This window comes from Pseudomonas sp. GM18 (assembly GCF_000282195.1).
Lineage (GTDB): Bacteria > Pseudomonadota > Gammaproteobacteria > Pseudomonadales > Pseudomonadaceae > Aquipseudomonas.
In genome coordinates this window covers 1-21,360 of sequence record NZ_AKJT01000009.1, presented here as the reverse complement: position 1 = coordinate 21,360, position 21,360 = coordinate 1, and the positions used below count along the sequence as shown (strand labels likewise).

General features: G+C 59.9%; 19 protein-coding genes and 1 tRNA gene. 6 read left to right on the top strand and 14 right to left on the bottom strand.

Features of this window, described 5'->3' with window-relative positions; translation table 11 throughout:
- Positions 1 to 24: 24 nt before the first annotated feature.
- The 11 genes from PMI21_RS25125 to queA all read right to left on the bottom strand — a co-directional run bounded on the left by PMI21_RS25125 (position 25) and on the right by queA (position 12,449).
- Entirely contained in the window at positions 25 to 1,380 is a 1,356-nt protein-coding gene (locus PMI21_RS25125) for a transporter substrate-binding domain-containing protein (protein WP_007934020.1), read from the bottom strand.
- A gap of 133 nt (positions 1,381 to 1,513) precedes the next feature.
- Positions 1,514 to 2,923: a threonine synthase gene (gene thrC, locus PMI21_RS25130; RefSeq protein ID WP_007897604.1), complete on the bottom strand. Its 1,410-nt coding sequence runs from the start codon at positions 2,921 to 2,923 to the stop codon at positions 1,514 to 1,516.
- Positions 2,924 to 2,989: 66 nt separating this feature from the next.
- Complete coding sequence (locus PMI21_RS25135) at positions 2,990 to 4,294, bottom strand: homoserine dehydrogenase (protein WP_007934019.1); 1,305 nt, start codon at positions 4,292 to 4,294, stop codon at positions 2,990 to 2,992.
- A gap of 134 nt (positions 4,295 to 4,428) precedes the next feature.
- Positions 4,429 to 5,160, bottom strand: a complete 732-nt coding sequence (locus PMI21_RS25140; protein WP_007934018.1) for a DsbC family protein — start codon at positions 5,158 to 5,160, stop codon at positions 4,429 to 4,431.
- Positions 5,161 to 5,317: 157 nt separating this feature from the next.
- On the bottom strand, positions 5,318 to 6,214 hold the full coding sequence (gene xerD / locus PMI21_RS25145) for a site-specific tyrosine recombinase XerD (protein WP_007934017.1): 897 nt from the start codon (positions 6,212 to 6,214) through the stop codon (positions 5,318 to 5,320).
- A gap of 136 nt (positions 6,215 to 6,350) precedes the next feature.
- Positions 6,351 to 6,899, bottom strand: coding sequence for a glycine zipper 2TM domain-containing protein (locus PMI21_RS25150; RefSeq protein WP_007934016.1), 549 nt, complete (start codon positions 6,897 to 6,899; stop codon positions 6,351 to 6,353).
- A 120-nt stretch (positions 6,900 to 7,019) separates the two neighbouring features.
- Positions 7,020 to 7,934, bottom strand: a complete 915-nt coding sequence (gene secF / locus PMI21_RS25155; protein WP_007934015.1) for a protein translocase subunit SecF — start codon at positions 7,932 to 7,934, stop codon at positions 7,020 to 7,022.
- A gap of 9 nt (positions 7,935 to 7,943) precedes the next feature.
- A complete protein-coding gene (gene secD / locus PMI21_RS25160; protein ID WP_007934011.1) occupies positions 7,944 to 9,812 on the bottom strand; it encodes a protein translocase subunit SecD in 1,869 nt (622 codons plus the stop codon).
- Positions 9,813 to 9,875: 63 nt separating this feature from the next.
- Entirely contained in the window at positions 9,876 to 10,211 is a 336-nt protein-coding gene (yajC, locus tag PMI21_RS25165; protein ID WP_007934009.1) for a preprotein translocase subunit YajC, read from the bottom strand.
- Positions 10,212 to 10,254: 43 nt separating this feature from the next.
- Positions 10,255 to 11,370, bottom strand: a complete 1,116-nt coding sequence (gene tgt, locus PMI21_RS25170; RefSeq protein WP_162130325.1) for a tRNA guanosine(34) transglycosylase Tgt — start codon at positions 11,368 to 11,370, stop codon at positions 10,255 to 10,257.
- Between the two features lie 14 nt (positions 11,371 to 11,384).
- A complete protein-coding gene (queA, locus tag PMI21_RS25175) occupies positions 11,385 to 12,449 on the bottom strand; it encodes a tRNA preQ1(34) S-adenosylmethionine ribosyltransferase-isomerase QueA (protein ID WP_007934005.1) in 1,065 nt (354 codons plus the stop codon).
- 107 nt (positions 12,450 to 12,556) lie between these two features.
- On the opposite strand from queA, the gene PMI21_RS25180 reads away from it, so the two are divergent.
- A tRNA-Leu gene (locus tag PMI21_RS25180) sits at positions 12,557 to 12,641 on the top strand.
- A gap of 147 nt (positions 12,642 to 12,788) precedes the next feature.
- Positions 12,789 to 13,118, top strand: a complete 330-nt coding sequence (locus PMI21_RS25185) for a hypothetical protein (protein WP_007934003.1) — start codon at positions 12,789 to 12,791, stop codon at positions 13,116 to 13,118.
- A gap of 104 nt (positions 13,119 to 13,222) precedes the next feature.
- Here the strand turns inward: PMI21_RS25185 and PMI21_RS25190 are convergent, their stop codons facing one another.
- The gene (locus tag PMI21_RS25190) at positions 13,223 to 14,140 is read right to left on the bottom strand and encodes an Abi family protein (RefSeq protein WP_050550118.1); all 918 of its coding nucleotides are present in this window, start codon (positions 14,138 to 14,140) and stop codon (positions 13,223 to 13,225) included.
- Between the two features lie 757 nt (positions 14,141 to 14,897).
- On the opposite strand from PMI21_RS25190, the gene PMI21_RS25195 reads away from it, so the two are divergent.
- The 4 genes from PMI21_RS25195 to PMI21_RS25210 are packed head-to-tail and all read left to right on the top strand — an operon-like array spanning position 14,898 to position 20,036.
- Positions 14,898 to 15,374, top strand: a complete 477-nt coding sequence (locus PMI21_RS25195; protein ID WP_007934000.1) for a formate dehydrogenase subunit gamma — start codon at positions 14,898 to 14,900, stop codon at positions 15,372 to 15,374.
- Positions 15,371 to 16,933, top strand: coding sequence for a formate dehydrogenase beta subunit (locus tag PMI21_RS25200; protein ID WP_007933999.1), 1,563 nt, complete (start codon positions 15,371 to 15,373; stop codon positions 16,931 to 16,933). The genes PMI21_RS25195 and PMI21_RS25200 overlap by 4 nt, the downstream gene beginning before the upstream one ends.
- On the top strand, positions 16,930 to 19,818 hold the full coding sequence (fdhF, locus tag PMI21_RS25205) for a formate dehydrogenase subunit alpha (protein ID WP_007933998.1): 2,889 nt from the start codon (positions 16,930 to 16,932) through the stop codon (positions 19,816 to 19,818). The genes PMI21_RS25200 and fdhF overlap by 4 nt, the downstream gene beginning before the upstream one ends.
- Positions 19,815 to 20,036, top strand: a complete 222-nt coding sequence (locus PMI21_RS25210) for a formate dehydrogenase subunit delta (protein ID WP_007933997.1) — start codon at positions 19,815 to 19,817, stop codon at positions 20,034 to 20,036. The genes fdhF and PMI21_RS25210 overlap by 4 nt, the downstream gene beginning before the upstream one ends.
- 180 nt (positions 20,037 to 20,216) lie before the next feature.
- Here the strand turns inward: PMI21_RS25210 and PMI21_RS25215 are convergent, their stop codons facing one another.
- Positions 20,217 to 20,570, bottom strand: coding sequence for a gamma-glutamylcyclotransferase family protein (locus PMI21_RS25215; protein WP_007933996.1), 354 nt, complete (start codon positions 20,568 to 20,570; stop codon positions 20,217 to 20,219).
- A 13-nt stretch (positions 20,571 to 20,583) separates the two neighbouring features.
- Positions 20,584 to 21,249, bottom strand: a complete 666-nt coding sequence (locus PMI21_RS25220) for a M24 family metallopeptidase (RefSeq protein WP_007933980.1) — start codon at positions 21,247 to 21,249, stop codon at positions 20,584 to 20,586.
- Positions 21,250 to 21,360: the final 111 nt, after the last annotated feature.

The following is a 21,360-nucleotide window of genomic DNA, read 5'->3' as shown; positions in this document are numbered from 1 at the left end:
GCAGCTGCTACAGGCATTGCCGCTTCATGCCTGCCTTGTCCGCTTGGCCAGATCGGTCCATCCGCCCAGCAGTCCTCGCAATTGACCGTCCGCACTGTAAAACGGCACCGTCCACTGGTAGATGTCCCTGACGCCGTCCTTGAACATCAACTGACGTTCGCTGAAGCGGGTCTTGCGCGTACCGAGCTGGGCCATGAACTCGGCGTGCAGTTGCTCGGCGGTTTCTTTGGGCAAGACATCGAGTTCGACCAGGCGGCGCCCCTGAATCTGGTCGAAACGGGTCGACAACCCCTCTTCATAACTCTTGTTGCACATGATCAAGCGCCCTTCCAGATCACGCACGAACATGGGATCGGGCATGGCGTCTATCAAGGCGTGCTGGAAGGCGAGCTGGTCATTGAGGTCTTTTTCCGCGTCCCGACGTTGCTGGATCAACATCGCGAGTCGTCGGCTCCACAGCAGGGACAACAGCGCGAAAACACTGACGGCAAACACACTCCAGCAGCCCCATTCGGTTACTCGCTGCCAGGTCGAAGGCGTCTGTACAGGAACAATGCCATCGAGCCACTTCAAGCGAATCGCGCGTAACTCGGCAGGCGGAAACGCTTCGAGCGCCTTGTTGAGGATGCTCAACAATTGCGGCTGTCCTTTGCGTACCGCCAGATGATCGGCCTCCCATTTACCCTCCACCGTATCGCCCACTTTGAGCTGCCCGGACGGATAGAGCTGCGCCCCGGTTTCGTTTTCGATGGTGGCGTAGGCTTCGCCGCTTTCAACCAGCGCCCTGGCCTCGGCGTAGGTTTTGACCGAACGCAACTCGATGGCCGGGTAGTCGCGACGAATGGTGGCCTCCAGCGCATGCCGGGCTGGCAGCACCAATACTCTTTTCGACAGCTGCTGCATGGATTGCACCGCTGGCGCCCCCACTCGCCCGACGAACACCCAGCCCGCACCACCGAACGCATGACTGAAATCCAGAAATTCCTTGCGCTCCTCACTCATTGCCAATGTGGTGCTCATGTCTGCCGCGCCGTTTTCCAGGCGCTCCAGCAATTGGTCGGTGGAAAACGTCTCTTTATGGAGGAACTTCAGCCCTGTCATGGCGCTGATGCGGTTGAGCACATCGTTGTTCAAACCGCTCCAGTGTCCATGCTCATCCTTGAACAGGTACAACGGGTACTGCGCCGACGCGACGATGACCGTCGGATGCTCCGCAATCCATTGCAGCTCCTGAGCGTCTAGCCCGATCGCGGCCCCGGCGAGCGACTCCCGGGGTTCATAAGCCGCCAATTGCGCCGCCAGCCCCCATTGAGCAACGCTCATGGCGCCGACCAACAATATCCAGCACGCAGCTGGTTTAAACCCTCTAAAAAACAGCATTGCCACTTCCTTGGTGATCGTCTCGCCCGCCCTTCATGGGCGGCTCTTCATTTACGAAACCCGACAAGTGTGGCATGCAGAAATGAGAAAGCCCGTCAGGAGACGGGCTTCAAAATGTGACAGCTTTTACCGGTTACAGTGGCTTGCCGCGGTTGCCATGCTGACTGACAAAGGCCTGCACGGCTTTCAGATCATTCGGCAACACGGTGCAACGCTCATCTCGCTCAAACAAATCAGAAAGATGTGCAGGTAGTTCGAGCGCTTTTCCTACACCAGCTTTTTCCACCGCGTCCGGGAATTTGACCGGATGAGCCGTGCCCAGGATCACCATCGGGATATCCAGGCTGCGACGGCATTCGCGCGCGGCCTTCACGCCGATGGCGGTGTGCGGATCCAGCAGCTCACCGGTTTGCTCGAAGACTTCGGCAATGGTTTCGCAGGTTTGAGCGTCATCCACAGCCAGCGAATCGAACAGCTTGCGCGCCTCGGTCCAGCGTTCCTGTTCGACGCTGAAACCGCCACCCTGCTTGAAGGTATCCATCAAACCGGCAATCGCTGCGCCGTTGCGACCGTGCAGGTCGAACAGCAGTCGTTCGAAGTTCGACGAAACCATGATGTCCATCGACGGCGACAGCGTGGCGTGCAGGGTTTCCTTGACGTACTGATTGCCGCTCATGAAGCGGTGCAGGATGTCGTTGCGGTTGGTGGCGACGATCAACTGGTTGATCGGCAGCCCCATGTTGCGCGCCAGGTAACCGGCGAAGATATCGCCGAAGTTGCCGGTCGGCACCGAGAACGACACCGAACGCGCCGGGCCGCCCAGTTGCAGGGCTGCGTGGAAGTAGTAAACGATCTGGGCCATGATCCGCGCCCAGTTGATCGAGTTCACCGCTACCAGGCGTGTGCCCTTGAGGAAGCTCTGGTCGGCGAAGCTGGCCTTGACCATTTCCTGGCAGTCATCGAAGTTGCCTTCGATGGCGATGTTATGGATGTTCTCGCCGAAGATGGTGGTCATCTGGCGACGCTGCACTTCGGACACGCGGTTGTGCGGGTGCAGGATGAAGATGTCGACGTTTTCGCAATGCTTGCAGCCTTCGATGGCCGCCGAACCGGTGTCGCCGGACGTGGCGCCAACGATCACCACGCGCTCGCCGCGCTTTTCCAGCACGTAGTCGAGCAGACGACCGAGCAGTTGCAGAGCAAAGTCCTTGAACGCCAGGGTCGGGCCGTGGAACAGCTCCAGCACCCATTCGTTACCGTTCAGCTGACGCAACGGTGCCACGGCGTTGTGGGAAAACACGCCGTATGTTTCTTCAAGAATCTTTTTGAAATCGGCATCGGGGATGCTGCCGGTGACGAACGGGCGCATCACCCGGAAGGCCAGTTCGTGATACGGCAGGCCGGCCCAGGAAGCGATTTCTTCCTGAGTGAAACGTGGCAGGTTTTCCGGGACGTACAGACCGCCGTCGGTGGCTAGACCGGCCAGCAGGACGTCTTCGAAATTCAGGGCCGGTGCCTGGCCGCGGGTACTGATATAACGCATGACTGGCTCCAATAGACAGTGTTCGCAAACCCGGGCCCGCACGCGGGCCCGGTGAACGATAACGGCTTAGTTCAGGTGCTCGACGCGGATCCGCACAACCGGACCGACCACGCCCGCAAGCGCTTCCAGGGCAGCGATCGCATCGTTGATGTGCTGTTCCAGCACGCGGTGGGTCAGCAGGATCATTGGCACCAGGCCGTCGTGTTCCTCGACTTCCTTCTGCATGATCGATTCGATGTTGATGCCGCGCTCCGACAGGATGCTCGCCACCTGAGCCAACACGCCTGGATGGTCCTTGGCCTGAATGCGCAGGTAGTAAGCGCTTTCGCAGGCTTCGATCGGCAGGATCGGGTGGGCCGACAGCGAATCCGGCTGGAAGGCCAGATGCGGTACGCGGTTTTCCGGGTCGGAGGTCATGGCACGCACCACGTCCACCAGGTCGGCGATCACCGACGAAGCGGTCGGCTCCATGCCGGCGCCAGCGCCGTAGAACAGGGTCGAACCGGCAGCGTCACCGTTGACCATCACCGCGTTCATCACGCCATTGACGTTGGCGATCAGGCGATCGGCCGGGATCAGCGTCGGGTGCACGCGCAACTCGATACCGGCCGCGGTGCTGCGCGCCACGCCCAGGTGCTTGATGCGATAGCCCAGCGCTTCGGCGTAGTTCACGTCAGCGGTGGTCAGCTTGGTGATGCCTTCGGTGTAGGCCTTGTCGAATTGCAGCGGGATGCCGAACGCGATGGACGCCAGGATCGTCAGCTTGTGGGCTGCGTCGATGCCTTCGACGTCGAACGTCGGGTCGGCTTCGGCGTAGCCCAGGGCTTGCGCTTCGGCGAGGACGTCTTCGAAGGTCCGGCCTTTTTCACGCATTTCGGTAAGGATGAAGTTACCGGTGCCGTTGATGATGCCGGCCACCCAGTTGATACGGTTGGCGGACAGGCCTTCGCGGATCGCCTTGATCACCGGAATGCCGCCGGCCACGGCCGCTTCGAACGCAACGATCACGCCCTTCTCGCGAGCCTTGGCGAAAATTTCATTACCGTGAACGGCAATCAGAGCCTTGTTCGCGGTGACCACATGCTTGCCATTCTCGATGGCCTTGAGTACCAGCTCGCGGGCAACGGTATAGCCGCCCATCAGCTCTATGACGATGTCGATCTCAGGGTTCGTGGCCACTTCGAAGACATCGTTGGTAATCGCAATACCGGTCGTCTGGAACTGAGGCTTTGGCGTGCGAATGGCGATTTGAGCCACTTCGATTCCACGCCCGGCACGACGAGCAATTTCCTCGGCGTTGCGCTGAAGTACGTTGAAGGTACCGCCACCGACGGTCCCTAACCCACAGATGCCTACTTTGACCGGTTTCACTGTGAACTCCCCATAAAACGGCCGACTCAAGGCCGGCCGTGAAAACAGCCGCAGGTTCGCGGCTCTCTATTGATGGCCCGGCAAATGCTGCCGCCGGACCACGCTCGTCAAAGGCTGGCCGTGACGATGCGAATTTACTTCGCGCCCAGTGCCAGTTTGGCGACTTGTGGCGCAGGCTGGTAGCCCGGAATGACCTGACCGTCAGCCAAAACGATGGCCGGTGTACCGTTCACGCCAATCGACTGACCGAGGGCAAACTGCTTGGACACCGGGTTATCGCACTTGGCGGCCTTGATTTCCTTGCCATCGACCATTTTGTCCATGGCGGCTTTCTTGTCTTTCGAGCACCACACGGCTTGCAGTTGCTCGTCACCCGGCGAGCCCAGGCCCTGGCGCGGGAACGCAACATAACGCACTTCGATGCCGCGCTTGTTCAGCTCAGGCACTTCGGCGTGCAGCTTGTGGCAATACGGGCAAGTGGTGTCGGTGAACACGGTGATGTGCGACTTGGTTTCGCCGATGGCCGGGTAGACCACGGTTTCAGCCACTGGAATGTCGTTGATCAGCTTGGCAATGCCCAGGCGTTCGGTCTTTTCGGTCAGGTTGACCGGTTTGCCGTCCTTGAGCTGGAACAGGTAGCCCTGAACGACGTATTGGCCGTCGGCGCTGGCGTAAAGCACGCGGCTGCCCTTGAGCTTGACTTCGTACAGACCTGGCAGCGGGCTGGCAGTGATGGTTTCGACCGGCACGTCGAGCTGGAGGTTTTCCAGGCTTTTACGAATGGCTTTGTCGGCCGCGTCATCGGCGACGGCAAAGGTGCTGACCAACGCAATGGCTGCGGCGGCGAAAATCTGGGTCAGACGCATGAGAACTCCTGAAGGCGGACAAATGGGACGATCAGAACGCCCGTGCCGAAACACCGGGTCATAACCGCCCATCGTGCAAACCGGCAAAGCCTACCACATAAGGCCCGTGTGGCCGAATGCGCCCGACGCAAGCGTCACAAAGCTTTTGTGGGAACGGTCAACCCCGAGGGTGATGCTTGGCATGCAGGTCCTGCAAGCGAGCCCGGGCGACGTGAGTATAGATCTGGGTGGTGGAGAGATCGCTGTGGCCGAGCAACATTTGCACCACCCGCAGGTCGGCGCCGTGGTTGAGCAGGTGCGTGGCGAAGGCATGACGCAAGGTATGCGGCGACAGCGACTTGCCGATCCCGGCGACCTTGGCCTGGTGCTTGATGCGATGCCAGAAGGTCTGGCGGGTCATCTGCTCGCCGCGCTGGCTGGGGAACAGCACATCGCTGGGACGCCCGCCCAGCAACTCGCCACGGGCATCGCGCATGTAGCGCTCGACCCAGACAATCGCCTCCTCGCCCATCGGCACCAAGCGCTCCTTGCTGCCCTTGCCCATCACCCGCAGCACGCCCTGGCGCAGGTTGACCTGCTCCAGCGTCAGGCTGATCAGCTCCGTCACCCGCAAGCCACACGCGTAAAGCACCTCAAGCATGGCGCGATCACGCTGACCGATGGCCTCGCTCAGGTCCGGCGCGGCCAGCAATGCCTCCACATCGGCTTCCGACAAGGATTTAGGCAACGGCCTGCCCAGTTGTGGCATATCGACGCGCAAGGTCGGATCGACGGCGATCAGCTTTTCCCGCAGCAAATAGCGATAGAAACCACGCACACCGGAGAGAAATCTTGCGGTAGAACGGGGTTTGTAGTTTTGCTCCAGGCGCCAGGCCAAGTGATCGAGGATCAACTCGCGCCCGGCGTTGATCAGCTCCAGGCCCTTCTCCTGCAACCAGCCGTTGAACAAGGCCAGGTCGCTGCGATAGGCATCGCGGGTGTTATCGGAAAGGCCTTTCTCCAGCCACAGGGCGTCGAGGAACTGGTCTATCAAGGGATGATCGATGGCAGGCATGGGGGCTCAGGACTGGCGGGCAAAAGGCCGCAAAAATGAAGAGTCTTTCATAGCTCGTTGATGGTGAACATAAAATTCAGGCACAAAAAAAGCATCCCTTACGGGATGCTTCTTTTTGAGTAAGACGCTCAGCTCATCACCGGGCCGGTTCGTTCTGCCCCAGGATCAGCCTGCCTTCCTTGTCGACCGGAATCTGGTTGCCCGGATCGCGATCCATCCGCACTTTGCCTTCCTTGCCGTCCAGCGAATAACGAACGTCGTAGCCTACGACCTTGTCGCTGATGTCATTGACCGTGTTACAGCGAGTCTGAGTCGTGGTGTAGGTGTCACGCTCCTGCATGCCTTCCTGCACCTTGTTACCCGCATAACCGCCGCCGACCGCACCGGCCACTGTGGCGATTTTCTTGCCTGTACCGCCGCCGATCTGGTTGCCCAACAGGCCGCCAGCCAGCGCGCCGACCACCGTACCGGCGATCTGGTGTTGGTCTTTCACCGGCGCTTGCCGGGTCACCGTAACGTCCTTGCACACTTCACGTGGAGTTTTGATTTGTGTCTTGACCGGCTCAACGGCCAGCACTTGCGCATACTCAGGGCCGCTTTTAACCAGTTTGTAGGTGGCAACAGCACCACCGGCAGTCACACCGACAGCACCCAATACCGCACCAACCAGCAACGACTTGTTCACATGAACCTCCTGGCTATTACAGGCGGGACAAACCCGCGCTTCTCCCAGCCTTGGAGCATAAAAAAAGGCGCGAGTTCAACACTCGCGCCTTCTCGGCTTTCAGCAGGAAAACGATAACCGTTATGGACGGTCGTCGACTTCCTTCTCGCTCGTTGCCACAGGAATCAGGTCTTCGCTGTTCAGGTTCAGCCAGATCAGCACCACGTTCGCGATGTAGATCGAGGAGTAAGTACCCGCCAGAACACCGATGAACAGGGCAATGGAGAAGCCGAACAGGTTGTCGCCACCGAAGAACAACAGGGCCGCGATCGCCAGCAAGGTGGAGATCGACGTCGCCATGGTCCGCAGCAGGGTTTGCGTGGTCGAGATGTTGATGTTCTCGATCAGGCTGGCCTTGCGCAGGACGCGGAAGTTCTCACGAACCCGGTCGAATACCACGATGGTGTCGTTGAGCGAGTAACCGATGATCGCCAGCACCGCCGCCAGCACCGTCAGGTCGAAGGTGATCTGGAAGAACGACAGGATACCGACGGTCACGATCACGTCGTGAATCAAGGACACGATCGCACCGACCGCAAACTTCCACTGAAAGCGGAAAGCCAGGTAGATCAGAATGCCGCCCAGCGCCATCAGCATGCCGAGGCCGCCCTGGTCGCGCAGCTCTTCACCGACCTGCGGGCCGACGAACTCGACACGCTTGACCTGAGCCGGGTTGTCGCCGCCGACTTTCTGCAGCGCGTCAGCCACCTGGTGACCCAGTTGCGGGTCTTCGCCAGGCATACGCACCAGAAGATCGGTAGTCGCACCGAAGTTCTGCACGATGGCTTCGTGATAACCGGCTGTAACCAGTTGCTCACGCACCTTGGTGACATCGGCCGGACGCTCGTAGGTCAGCTCGATGAGCGTACCGCCGGTGAAGTCCAGGCCCCAGTTCATGCCCTTGTGGAAGCAGCTGAACAGTGCCAGTGCGGTAAGGAACAATGTGACGCCGAACGCAAAGTTGCGAACGCCCATGAAGTTGATTGTACGTAACATGGCAGCCCCTTAAATCCACAACTTCTTGAAGTCACGACCGCCGAAGATCAGGTTGACCATCGCGCGGGTCACCATGATGGCCGTGAACATCGAGGTAAAGATCCCGAGGGACATGGTCACGGCGAAACCCTTGACCGGGCCGGTGCCCATGGCAAAGAGAATCCCGCCCACCAACAAGGTTGTCAGGTTGGCGTCGAGAATCGCGGTGAATGCCCGGCCGAAGCCTTCGTTGATTGCCCGTTGCACGGTCATGCCGGCCGCGATCTCTTCACGTATCCGCGAGAAGATCAGGACGTTGGCGTCGACCGCCATACCCATGGTCAATACGATACCGGCGATGCCCGGCAGGGTCAGCGTTGCACCCAGCAGCGACATCAAGGCCAGCAGCATCACCATGTTCACCGCCAGCGCAACGGTGGCGATGAAGCCGAAGAAGCGGTAGATGGCCATGATGAACAGCGAGACAAACAGCATGCCCCACAACGATGCATCGATACCTTTGGTGATGTTGTCGGCACCCAGGCTTGGGCCAATGGTGCGCTCTTCAGCGAAGTACATCGGAGCCGCCAGACCACCGGCACGCAGCAACAGCGCCAGCTCGGACGATTCGCCCTGGCCGTTCAGGCCAGTGATGCGGAACTGGGCACCCAGCGGCGACTGGATGGTCGCCAGGCTGATGATCTTCTTCTCTTCCTTGAACGTCTGAACCGGCACGTCTTTCTCGACGCCGTTGACCACTTGCTTGACGTAAGTGGTGACCGGACGCTGTTCGATGAAGATCACTGCCATGCTGCGGCCGACGTTGCTGCGAGTCGCACGACTCATCAGCTCGCCACCGTGGCCATCCAGACGGATGTTCACTTCTGGCGTACCGTGCTCGCCGAAGCCCGCCTTGGCGTCAGTCACCTGGTCACCGGTAATGATCAGGCCACGCTCGATGAGCGCTGGAGGACGCTTGCCTTCACGGAACTCGAACTCCTCGGAAGTGGCTTTCGAAGCGCCAGGCTCAGCCGCCAGACGGAACTCCAGGTTGGCCGTCTTGCCGAGGATACGCTTGGCTTCTGCGGTGTCTTGCACGCCCGGCAGCTCAACCACGATGCGGTTGGCGCCCTGGCGCTGAACGATAGGTTCGGCAACACCCAGCTCGTTGACGCGGTTACGTACCGTGGTCAAGTTCTGCTTGATGGAGTATTCACGGATTTCCGCCAGCTTGGCCGGGGTCATCGCCAGACGCAGTACCGGTTGGCCATTGAGGTCGGCCGGAACAATGTCGAAATCGTTGAAGTTCTTGCGGATCAGCGCACGGGCCTGTTCGCGGGAGTCTTCATCAGTGAAGCCCAGCTGAATGGCACCGCCCAGTTGCGGCAGGCTGCGATAGCGCAGTTTCTCTTTACGCAACAGGCTCTTGACGTCGCCTTCGTAGACTTTCAGGCGTGCGTCGAGGGCTTTGTCCATGTCCACTTCCAGCAGGAAGTGCACACCACCGGACAAGTCCAGGCCCAGCTTCATCGGATGCGCGCCCAGGCTGCGCAGCCATTGCGGGGTGGTTTGCGCCAGGTTCAGTGCAACGACGTAGTCATCACCCAATGCCTTGCGCACGACGTCTTTGGCTGGCAGCTGGTCTTCAGCCTTGGCCAGTCGAATCAGACCGCCCTTGCCGTTTGCCGCCAGCGTGGCCGCCTTGACGTTGATCCCGGATTCCTTGAGCGCGGTGCTCACACGGTCCAGATCAGCCTGATTGACTTGCAGCGCAGTGCTTGCACCGCTGACCTGAATGGCCGGGTCATCAGGATATAGATTGGGAGCGGAATAAATCAGACCGATCGCCAGCACCGCCAGGATCAGAATGTATTTCCACAGAGGGTATTTGTTCAGCATCACGCCGCCCGCTTATGACGCGGGGCGCCTTGCGCGCCCCGTCGATTGAGTAGAAGTTGAAACTTAGATCGCTTTGAGCGTGCCTTTTGGCAGCGTGGCGGCGATGGCGCCTTTCTGGAACTTCATTTCAACGGTGTCGGAAACTTCCAGAACCACGAAGTCATCGGACACTTTGGTGATTTTGCCGGCGATACCACCGGTGGTCACAACTTCGTCACCTTTTTGCAGGCTGCTCAGCAGGTTCTTCTGCTCTTTGGCGCGCTTGGCCTGTGGACGCCAGATCATCAGGTAGAAGATGACCAGGAAACCGACCAGGAAAATCCACTCAAAGCCGCCGCCCATCGGGCCTGCCGCAGGTGCAGCAGCGTCAGCCATGGCATTAGAGATAAAAAAGCTCATTTAGCACTCCAGTTGCAAATGTTGAATCTTGGGGTCAGAAAACTCAGTCCAAAGGCGGAACGGGTAACCCGCGTTTGGCGTAGAAGGCATCGACAAAGGCGGCCAATGTACCCTGTTGAATAGCCTCGCGCAAACCAGCCATAAGCACCTGGTAATGGCGCAAATTGTGGATGGTATTCAACATGCTACCCAGCATTTCGCCGCACTTGTCCAGATGGTGCAGATAAGCACGGGAGAAGTTCTGGCAGGTGTAGCAATCGCAGGTCGGATCCAGCGGCGAATCATCATGGCGATGGAACGCGTTACGGATCTTCAGCACGCCTGTATCAATGAACAGATGCCCGTTGCGGGCATTACGGGTTGGCATCACGCAATCGAACATGTCCACACCGCGGCGCACACCCTCAACCAGATCTTCCGGTTTGCCAACGCCCATAAGGTAACGAGGTTTGTCAGCCGGCATCTGGCCCGGCAGGTAATCGAGCACCTTGATCATCTCGTGCTTGGGCTCGCCCACCGACAGACCGCCGATGGCCAGGCCGTCGAAGCCGATCTTGTCGAGGCCTTCCAGGGAGCGCATGCGCAAATCCTGGTGCATGCCGCCCTGCACGATGCCGAACAACGCCGCGGTATTGTCGCCATGGGCGTTTTTCGAACGCTGAGCCCAGCGCAACGACAACTCCATCGATACGCGAGCGACGTCTTCGTCGGCCGGGTACGGGGTGCATTCGTCGAAGATCATCACGATGTCCGAGCCCAGGTCACGCTGGACCTGCATCGACTCTTCCGGACCCATGAACACTTTGGCGCCGTCGACCGGAGAGGCGAAGGTCACGCCCTCCTCCTTGATCTTGCGCATGGCGCCCAGGCTGAACACCTGGAAACCGCCGGAGTCGGTCAGAATCGGGCCTTTCCACTGCATGAAATCGTGCAGGTCGCCGTGTTCCTTGATCACCTGGGTGCCGGGACGCAGCCACAAGTGGAAGGTGTTGCCCAGAATGATTTCCGCGCCGGTGGCGACGATATCCCGCGGCAGCATGCCTTTGACCGTGCCGTACGTGCCCACCGGCATGAAGGCCGGGGTCTCGACGGTACCGCGCGGGAAGGTCAGGCGACCACGACGAGCCTTGCCATCGGTGGCTAGGAGCTCAAAGGACATGCGACATTCGCGACTCATTCTGTTTCCTCTGGGCCTGTTTGTTTAGGGGCAGTAGGTGCGGGATTACGGGTGATGAACATCGCATCACCGTAGCTGAAAAAGCGGTATCCGTTATCAACCGCAGCCTTATAGGCGGCCATGGTCTCGGGATAACCGGCGAACGCCGAAACCAGCATCAACAGCGTGGATTCGGGCAAATGGAAATTGGTGACCAGGGCATCGACCACATGAAACGGCCGGCCCGGGTAGATAAAGATGTCGGTATCGCCACTGAACGGCTTGAGCACGCCATCGCGCGCGGCGCTTTCCAGGGAACGCACGCTGGTGGTCCCCACGGCCACCACACGACCGCCGCGAGCGCGGCAGGCCGCAACGGCATCGACCACGTCCTGGCCGACTTCCAGCCATTCGCTGTGCATGTGGTGATCTTCGATCTTCTCGACACGCACCGGCTGGAAAGTGCCGGCGCCAACGTGCAAGGTCACGAACGCGGTCTCGACGCCCTTGGCGGCAATCGCCTCCATCAGAGACTGATCGAAATGCAGCCCCGCCGTCGGCGCCGCCACCGCGCCCAAGCGCTCGGCGTACACCGTCTGATAACGCTCGCGGTCCGAGCCTTCATCCGGGCGGTCTATATAGGGAGGCAACGGCATGTGCCCGACGCGGTCGAGCAGCGGCAACACCTCTTCGGCAAACTTAAGCTCGAACAACGCATCGTGACGCGCCAGCATCTCGGCCTCGCCACCGCCGTCGATAAGGATCTTCGACCCAGGCTTGGGCGACTTGCTGGAGCGCACATGCGCCAGCACGCGATGACTGTCGAGCACCCGCTCCACCAGAATTTCCAGCTTGCCGCCGGAAGCTTTCTGGCCAAACAGCCGCGCCGGAATCACCCGGGTATTGTTGAACACCATCAAATCGCCTGGGCGCAAATGCTCAAGCAAATCAGTGAATTGACGGTGTGCCAGGGCGCCGCTGACCCCATCCAGGGTCAACAGGCGACTACCGCGACGCTCGGCCAAAGGATGGCGAGCAATCAGCGAATCAGGGAGCTCGAAGGTAAAGTCAGCAACGCGCATGATGGGGTTCGTCTAGCAGGGCCGGGAAGTCTAGCGGAAATATCAAAAATTCTCCATGTACCTGATTGACCAGCGGTATTCACCTCTCTATACTTCGCCGCCATTGAGCCCTGATGGCGGAATTGGTAGACGCGGCGGATTCAAAATCCGTTTTCGAAAGGAGTGGGAGTTCGAGTCTCCCTCGGGGCACCAAAATTAAGAAAGGTCTTGCTTTGCAAGGCCTTTTTTTTCGCCTGTAGAAAAGCCACCCCGCCCCCGTAGGAGCTGCGAAGGCTGCGATCTTTTGATCTTGCTCTTCTATGCAGCCAAACCGGCGGAACATTTCACAAGGATTCCCCCATGGAATTGCAGCTGGAAACTGTCGCCCTCTTCTCCCTGAAACTGGCGTATGAGACGGAAGATTCAAGTCCGATTTTGCGTGATGATCTGGTCATGGGTGACTACCAGCGGGATGTGTTTGAGTTGCTGGTGCGTCGGGGGAATGTTGGGGCGATTCAGTTGAAGGTGGATGAGTGTGTGGGGTTGGCGCTGGAAGCCATCGGTGGTGTGGATAAGCCGTTGGGGCGGGAGTTGCGGAGATTGGCAGCTGAATTTACTGGTATTCAGACATTAGAGAAGCTTGATGCCCCGCTCGTTGCGCTCAAGGATTATTTGAAAGACATTCAATGAATGAAGGTGGGCGGCCTAAGAAGCGGGGGCGCCCGATAGCCGGACCGTGTTGGTCGCCACGTCGTATCCAATATTAAATCTGCCCCCTTTTCCCCAGAGGCCAGCTAAATACCGAACAGTTTCCGAGGGAACCCCGTTTCATCCGGGAACCCCATCGCTTTGAAAGTGCAGCCCGGGATAGAAGGCTTGGCATCGATCAGATCCGCAACTTCGCGGATCCAGGTCGAAGCTGGTGCAATTCTCTGCAGCAAAAACCATATGACCGCGACTAATCCGTACAGCCGCTTGAGCGCATGCTGATCCAGCCCCAACGTCTGAAAATACGGGGCGGAGGGGACCGCTAACGGGTTGGGCGAAGCCTGATTCCAGATACGCGTATGGTGCGCACAGCGGTTGCGCAAATGGCTGGTTTGCTGCATCCATCGACTGAGCATCTTTGCGTTGTTCAAGCCGAGGCGCGTGAGTATGAGATTCTGATACTTGCTATTGAGCAGCTCGAAAAACTCCGAGAGATCCCCGAAATCCCATGCCTCCACCGCGACCCATACGGGGATGGACTTACCGGCTCGCAAGTGCCATTGAATGCAGTCCTCTTTGCTCCGCGCAATGTGCGACTGTTGCTTCACACTCCACTCTGTCCACTTGTTTCGAGTGTTACCACGGTGGTCCGTGTACGGCTGAGTCCATTTGTGCAGAATGAATTTCACATTGGCGTAGGCCATCGGGTCGTGATACCCAACCTCATGAGCCATTACGGTCTTGAGGTTAACCTCCAGGCGCTCGACTGCATCCAGCATCAGCATTCGCAGTCGTTTATCGAACTTGTAAAGGTCTACGATCGTGTCGAAAGAGGTCGCGACCTGGAAAGTGTCGAGACGAAGAGGCTTACCCGTGACCGAGCAGACGTCTTGCTGCAGGCCGTTCATCTTGAACTCTCGCGCCGGGTACCAGTAACCGCTGAGACGGTAATACCCTAGCTGTGCGAGCTTGCGTTCTGCACGAGACGGGTCATGGATTTGCATACCCCTGTTGGCCAGCAACGCAACCAAATCAGGGTGTGTACGGAACGGCTTCGGAGGGGCTAGGCTAGACAACTTCCATGTTCCAGAAACAAGAAGGCCCGAACGTAATGCCGGACTAAGCCAGCACCAGAGGATCGGGCGCGATTGGAATTAATGCTGCCGTAGCCTGATGACCCTGTCAATGTGTACGTCACAGAAAACGCGGTAAACACTAGGGTTTATGCGGGTTTGCGACGATCTGTTGCAGACGATGGCGCGCGCTTGTGAGCAGCCTAAAACAGAGCGCTGCGAATTGTTGTCAGGCCATTCCGAAATAGCGGTAGGGATATTCTCTCCGTCATCGGAGGTGGCCAATGACCGATCAATTAGACGCATCTGCTCCCTGAAATCCCCCACACATCTGATGCTGTTTCTCACCCGTAATGCTTGCTATACATCCCCCACCGACAAGCCCTCAAAGCATTAAGCCAGTGCGTGAACGCCCCACGCCCCGCTCATCTAGACTTAATGGATAGTCGTAGGCAGAACCGAACACGTCGCTTTGGTGCGGATGATTCAAAGGCGGCGTGGCAAGCTGCGTTATATGCCTGAAGAGGTGCGGCAAAGACCGCGCCGGGCACAACAAGATGCCCACTCAGGGTGCCCTGGCCAACGGCCTGAAAATGCCACGATACCGTGACGTGGTGTGAACGCCGCAGCCGACACTTTCGGACGACCGACAACCGCCTGGTTTGTCCGTGACCGTGAGGAATGCTGTATGCCTGATGAGATGTTGCACCTGCCTATGGTCAACAGCCTGCTGGAGCGCCACAAGGGTTTGCCCGGCGCATTGTTGCCGATCCTTCATGATATTCAGGAAGGCATCGGTTACATCCCCGATGCCGCCGTTCCCGAGATTGCTCACGCCCTCAACCTGAGTCAGGCCGAGGTTCGCGGGGTGATCAGTTTCTACCATGACTTCCGTACCGCGCCTCCAGCCCGGCATATCCTGCGTCTGTGCCGGGCCGAGTCCTGCCAGAGCCGCGGCGCCGAGCAGCTTGCGGCGCAATTGCGCGAACGCCTGCAACTGGACGACCACGGCAGCAGTGCCGACGGCAACATCAGTTTGCGCCCGGTGTATTGCCTCGGCGCCTGCGCCTGTTCGCCCGCTCTGGAGCTGGATGGTCAGGTGCATGCGCGGCTCACTGCCGAGCGCCTGGATGCCCTGCTCGATGCTTGCCAGGAGGACGCATGATGCCGACGCTTTATCTGCCCTGTGATTCTCTTGCCCGTGCCGTAGGCGCCGATGAGGTGGCCGTGACCCTGGCCACTCAGGCCCAGGAGCGCAATCTGCCGTTGGACTTGCAACGCACCAGTTCTCGCGGCCTGTACTGGCTGGAGCCGCTGCTGGAAGTGGACAGCCCGCTAGGTCGTATCGGCTTCGGCCCACTGACCGCTGCCGATGTGCCGTCCGTGCTCGATGCGCTGCAAGGTGAGCCGTCCACCCATCCGTTGGCCTTGGGGCTGGTGGAAGAGTTGCCTTATCTGAAGACCCAACAACGCCTGTTGTTCGCCCGCGCCGGCATTACCCGGCCGCTGTCCCTGGAGGATTACCGGGCTCATGGCGGTTTCGAGGGCTTGACCCAGGCCATCGCTCTGGGCGGCGAGCAGACCGCGACAGCGGTGTTCGATTCGGGCCTGCGTGGCCGTGGCGGCGCGGCTTTCCCGGCCGGGATCAAATGGCGCACGGTGCGCGGCACTCAGGCTGCGCAGAAATACATCGTGTGCAACGCCGACGAAGGCGACTCCGGCACCTTCGCCGATCGCATGTTGATGGAAGGCGACCCCTTCCTGCTGATCGAAGGCATGGCCATTGCCGGCATCACCGTCGGCGCCAGCTACGGCTACATTTATGTGCGCTCGGAATATCCACAGGCCGTGGCCACCCTGCGCGAGGCGCTGGACATCGCCCGGGCCGCCGGTTACCTCGGCGCCAATGTCGGTGGCAGCGGACTGGCCTTCGACATGGAAGTGCGGGTCGGCGCCGGCGCGTACATCTGCGGTGAGGAAACCGCGCTGCTGGACTCCCTTGAGGGCAAGCGCGGGATCGTCCGCGCCAAGCCGCCGATTCCTGCGCTGCAGGGCCTGTTCGGCCTGCCGACCCTGGTGCACAACGTGCTGACGCTGGCCTCGGTGCCGATGATTATGGCCAAGGGCGCGCAGTTCTATCGCGATTACGGCATGGGCCGTTCCCTGGGCACCATGCCCTTCCAGCTGGCGGGCAATATTCGTCACGGCGGTTTGGTGGAACGGGCCTTTGGCCTGACCCTGCGCGAACTGGTGGAAGACTACGGCGGCGGGACCGCCAGTGGCCGGCCGCTGAAGGCCGCGCAGGTTGGCGGCCCTCTCGGCGCCTGGGTGCCGCCCTCGCAATTCGATACGCCGCTAGATTACGAGGCATTCGCCGCCATGGGCGCGATGCTCGGTCACGGTGGCGTGGTAGTGGCTGACGACAGCCTGGACATGGCCCACATGGCGCGCTTCGCCATGCAGTTCTGCGCCGAGGAATCCTGCGGCAAATGCACCCCATGCCGCATCGGTTCGACCCGGGGCGTTGAGGTGATCGATCGCCTGCTGGCCGCGCCTGACCAGAGCGGTCGCGATGAGCAGGCCATCATCCTCAAGGACCTGTGCGACACAATGCAATACGGTTCGCTGTGCGCGTTGGGCGGCATGACCTCCTATCCGGTCGTCAGCGCCCTCAAGCACTTCCCCGCCGACTTCGGTCTGCAAGCCTCGGAGGCCGACCAATGATCACTGTATTCGACCCGAAAACCGATATGGATCTGGGTACCCCGGCCCGCGAAAGCCAAGTGCAGGTCACCCTGAACATCGACGGCCAAAGCATCAGCGTGCCCGAAGGCACCTCGGTGATGCGCGCTGCCGCGCTGCTGGGCACCACCATTCCCAAATTGTGCGCCACCGACAGCCTGGAAGCCTTCGGCTCCTGCCGCATGTGCCTGGTGGAGATCGACGGCATGCGCGGCTACCCCGCGTCCTGCACCACGCCGGTCAGCGAAGGCATGACCGTGCATACCCAGACGCCGAAGCTCGCGACCTTGCGCCGCAACGTCATGGAGCTGTACATCTCCGATCACCCGCTGGATTGCCTGACCTGCTCGGCCAACGGCAACTGCGAGCTGCAAACCGTCGCCGGCCAGGTTGGCCTGCGGGAAGTGCGTTACGGCTATGAAGGCGAGAACCATCTGGCCGACGTGAAGGACACCTCCAACCCGTACTTCGACTACGACCCGAGCAAGTGCATCGTCTGCAACCGCTGCGTGCGCGCCTGCGAAGAAACCCAGGGCACCTTTGCCCTGACCATTACCGGGCGCGGTTTCGAATCCCGGGTAGCGGCCGCCGGTGGCGAGGACTTCCTCGACTCGGAATGCGTGTCCTGCGGTGCCTGTGTGCAAGCCTGCCCGACCGCGACGCTGATGGAAAAAAGTGTGGTCGAACTGGGTCAGCCCGAACACAGTGTGATCACCACCTGCGCCTATTGCGGCGTGGGCTGTTCGTTCCGCGCCGAGATGAAAGGCGACCAGCTGGTGCGCATGGTTCCGGACAAGAACGGCCAGGCCAACCACGGCCACTCCTGCGTCAAGGGGCGCTTTGCCTGGGGCTACGCGACCCACCCGGATCGCATCACCAAGCCGATGATCCGCAAGTCCATTAACGACCCTTGGCAGGAAGTCAGCTGGGATGAAGCGGTAACCTACGCCGCCAGCGAATTCCGTCGGCTGCAGCAAAAATACGGTCGCGACTCTATTGGTGGCATTACCTCCAGCCGCTGCACCAACGAAGAAACCTACCTGGTGCAAAAACTGGTGCGCGCCGCGTTCGGCAACAACAACGTCGACACCTGTGCGCGGGTCTGCCACTCGCCGACCGGCTATGGCCTGAAACAAACCCTGGGCGAGTCCGCCGGCACACAGAGTTTCGACTCGGTGATGCAGGCTGACGTGATCCTGGTGATGGGCGCCAACCCCAGCGACGCTCACCCGGTGTTCGCCTCTCAGCTCAAGCGCCGTCTGCGTGAAGGCGCGCGGCTGATCGTCATCGACCCACGTCGCATTGATCTGGTGGACACGGTGCATGCCCGCGCCGAACTGCACCTGGCCCTGCGCCCGGGCACCAACGTCGCCATGCTCAATGCCTTGGCCCACGTGATCATCACTGAAGGCCTGCAAAACCAGGCCTTTATCGATGCCCGTTGCGAAGGCAGTGATTTCGCCCGCTGGAGCGAGTTCGTCAGCCGTGCGGAAAACTCGCCGGAAGCGATTGGCCCGATCTGCGGTGTAGCAGCTGCCGACATCCGTGCCGCCGCTCGTCTGTACGCCACCGGTGGCAATGCGGCGATCTACTACGGCCTGGGCGTCACCGAACACAGCCAGGGCAGCACTTCGGTCATGGGCATCGCCAACCTGGCCATGGCCACCGGCAACATCGGTCGCGAAGGCGTGGGCGTGAACCCGTTGCGTGGACAGAACAACGTTCAGGGCTCCTGCGACATGGGCTCCTTCCCCCACGAACTGCCCGGTTACCGACACGTCTCCAACGAGGTGGTACGGACGCAGTTCGAACAGGCCTGGAATGTCACCCTGCAACCCGACCCAGGCCTGCGCATCCCCAACATGTTCGAGTCTGCACTGGCCGGTAGCTTCAAGGGCCTGTACTGCCAAGGCGAAGACATCGCCCAGAGCGACCCCAATACCCAACACGTCACTGCGGCGCTGTCAGCCATGGAATGCGTGGTGGTTCAGGACATTTTCCTCAACGAAACCGCCAAGTTCGCCCACGTGTTCCTGCCGGGCGCCTCGTTCCTGGAAAAAGACGGCACCTTCACCAATGCCGAGCGGCGCATCTCCCGGGTACGCAAGGTCATGGAGCCTCTGGGCGGCAAGGCCGACTGGGAAGGTACGGTGGCCCTGGCCAACGCTCTGGGTTACCCGATGAACTACCAGCATCCGTCGGAAATCATGGATGAAATCGCCAGCCTGACGCCGACGTTCACCAACGTCAGCTACGCCTCACTGGAGCGCCACGGCAGCCTGCAATGGCCGTGCAACGCTGCGGCACCGGACGGCACGCCGACCATGCACATCGAGGAATTCGTACGCGGCAAGGGGCGCTTCATGCTCACCGGATACGTGCCCACCGAAGAGAAGGTCAACAGTCGCTATCCGCTGCTGCTGACCACCGGGCGCATCCTTAGCCAGTACAACGTCGGCGCCCAGACCCGGCGTACTGAAAACGTCGCTTGGCACGATGAGGACCGACTGGAAATCCACCCGACCGACGCCGAGAGCCGTGGGATCAACGAAGGCGATTGGGTCGGCATCGGCAGCCGCGCCGGCCAGACCGTGCTACGGGCGAAAGTCACCGAACGGGTTGCCCCAGGCGTGGTGTACACCACCTTCCACTTCCCTGAATCGGGAGCCAACGTCATCACCACCGACAACTCCGATTGGGCCACCAACTGTCCGGAGTACAAGGTCACTGCCGTGGAGGTCAGCCGCGTCTATCACCCTTCCGAGTGGCAAAAACGCTATCAGGCATTCAGCGACGAACAACAACGCCTGCTTGACGAACGTCGCCATGAACGTAGCACCGGGACAAAAGCCGAGGTACGCCGATGAGTACGGACAACCTGATCAAGATGGCCAACCAGATCGCCCAATACTTTGCCAGCGAACCGGATCAGCAACAGGCCGTGCTCGGCGTGCGCAATCACCTGCAGATGTACTGGACGCCCGGCATGCGCAAGGAGTTGCTGACCTGGCAGACTGCGCACCAGGGGGCAGACTTGCACCCGCTGGCGCAGGCGGCGGTCAGTGGGGCGGGCTGGGAGGCTTAGGTTCACACGATCCCCTGGAATTCCCCTTGGCCTGTTGAGACGGGCCATGGGGCGTTCCAGCGTTTTTAACGTCGACCGGATATTCAGTGAGTGCCCCTCGGTAATTGATGAGCTTCAGCCTGGGCCTGCATGATCATCACCGGCGAGAGTCCTTGCCCGTCGGCGTGAAACTTCCAGTAGTCAGGCTCGCACGTAAACCCAGGCACTGGTGCCGGATTTTAGGGTCACCCTGACGCGTTTGTAGTCCGCCACTTCGTATTCGTCGGCCGCAACCAGCTCTTGGGCCGTGATCTCGAAAACAGTGCCGGCGATTTCGTCCGACACGTCGCCACTCTCCTGCACGATCGGATGATGGGTTTTCCCACTCGCCGCCAGCACGGCCGGATCGGTTATCTCGACCAGATTCTGCTTGTAGCCCGGCAGGTTGTCGGGGCGACCTTTCAACGTGCGCCCGAAGGTAGACAACTGAACCGCCTGATCCTGCAAGGTACCGTAGGAGAACAGCAGAACCGGTTGCTCTGTTTGGTTTGGCATGATGCTTCCTCGATCAGATAAGCAAGTCTTCGTAGAACGCTCCGAAAGGGCGCTCAGGGTGGGCGATCTGGATTTCCAGAATCCACAGGCCGGTCGTCGGGCATTGGTCTAGATCCCCGAGGTCGCCACCACGGTGAATGGCATGAGGGAAATCGCTGACTCTGTGGCCTTTGATGTCCAGGTTGAGCTTCCATCCCATGGCTTGCGCCTGGTCAGCCGCATAGCGGTAAAGCTCCATGCCGGAAACCCGCTCGCTGCGCCAAAAGCCTTCGACCCGATTGAAAAGCTCTCGGGAGGCCGCGGCACAGGCGATCATTTCCGGGTCGGAACCGGTGATGAAAGTCGCCCCCGCATCACCTTCATGCCCTTGCCAGACCGCGCCCATGTCAACGAAGAAAATGTCTTCGTCCCCCAGCACAGGATCGCCATCGGAGCGCTGTTTGAACGTCTTGAGTGTATTGGCTCCAAAGCGGATCAACAGTGGGTGCCAGATACGATCCATGCCGAGTTCCGACAGAATCTGTTTGCCCAGTGACTGGGCTTCGGACTCGCGCATACCGGGAGAAATAACCCGGGCAATCTCTTCGATGGCTTTCCAGGTCATCTGCTGCGCATGGCGCATCGTTTCCAGCGTGTAATGCTCGCCTACCGCTTCTTTACCGCTCAGGGCTGTTGTCATCGATCATTCCTTTTGTACGAATTCTCGCTGTATATTTTTATATATTGCGATATTCGATAAAAAAGATATAGCCATGATCCAGGCTGTAGGAACTTTCCTTCGGGCAAAACA

What these genes read in the sequence shown, in the direction of transcription:
- PMI21_RS25125 (WP_007934020.1), bottom strand. Translation starts at nt 1,380, where the DNA reads ATGCTGTTTTTTAGAGGGTTTAAACCAGCTGCGTGCTGGATATTGTTG.
- thrC (WP_007897604.1), bottom strand. Translation starts at nt 2,923, where the DNA reads ATGCGTTATATCAGTACCCGCGGCCAGGCACCGGCCCTGAATTTCGAA.
- PMI21_RS25140 (WP_007934018.1), bottom strand. Translation starts at nt 5,160, where the DNA reads ATGCGTCTGACCCAGATTTTCGCCGCCGCAGCCATTGCGTTGGTCAGC.
- xerD (WP_007934017.1), bottom strand. Translation starts at nt 6,214, where the DNA reads ATGCCTGCCATCGATCATCCCTTGATAGACCAGTTCCTCGACGCCCTG.
- secF (WP_007934015.1), bottom strand. Translation starts at nt 7,934, where the DNA reads ATGTTACGTACAATCAACTTCATGGGCGTTCGCAACTTTGCGTTCGGC.
- secD (WP_007934011.1), bottom strand. Translation starts at nt 9,812, where the DNA reads ATGCTGAACAAATACCCTCTGTGGAAATACATTCTGATCCTGGCGGTG.
- yajC (WP_007934009.1), bottom strand. Translation starts at nt 10,211, where the DNA reads ATGAGCTTTTTTATCTCTAATGCCATGGCTGACGCTGCTGCACCTGCG.
- tgt (WP_162130325.1), bottom strand. Translation starts at nt 11,370, where the DNA reads ATGTCCTTTGAGCTCCTAGCCACCGATGGCAAGGCTCGTCGTGGTCGC.
- queA (WP_007934005.1), bottom strand. Translation starts at nt 12,449, where the DNA reads ATGCGCGTTGCTGACTTTACCTTCGAGCTCCCTGATTCGCTGATTGCT.
- PMI21_RS25185 (WP_007934003.1), top strand. Translation starts at nt 12,789, where the DNA reads ATGGAATTGCAGCTGGAAACTGTCGCCCTCTTCTCCCTGAAACTGGCG.
- PMI21_RS25190 (WP_050550118.1), bottom strand. Translation starts at nt 14,140, where the DNA reads ATGCAAATCCATGACCCGTCTCGTGCAGAACGCAAGCTCGCACAGCTA.
- PMI21_RS25195 (WP_007934000.1), top strand. Translation starts at nt 14,898, where the DNA reads ATGCCTGATGAGATGTTGCACCTGCCTATGGTCAACAGCCTGCTGGAG.
- PMI21_RS25200 (WP_007933999.1), top strand. Translation starts at nt 15,371, where the DNA reads ATGATGCCGACGCTTTATCTGCCCTGTGATTCTCTTGCCCGTGCCGTA.
- fdhF (WP_007933998.1), top strand. Translation starts at nt 16,930, where the DNA reads ATGATCACTGTATTCGACCCGAAAACCGATATGGATCTGGGTACCCCG.
- PMI21_RS25210 (WP_007933997.1), top strand. Translation starts at nt 19,815, where the DNA reads ATGAGTACGGACAACCTGATCAAGATGGCCAACCAGATCGCCCAATAC.
- PMI21_RS25215 (WP_007933996.1), bottom strand. Translation starts at nt 20,570, where the DNA reads ATGCCAAACCAAACAGAGCAACCGGTTCTGCTGTTCTCCTACGGTACC.
- PMI21_RS25220 (WP_007933980.1), bottom strand. Translation starts at nt 21,249, where the DNA reads ATGACAACAGCCCTGAGCGGTAAAGAAGCGGTAGGCGAGCATTACACG.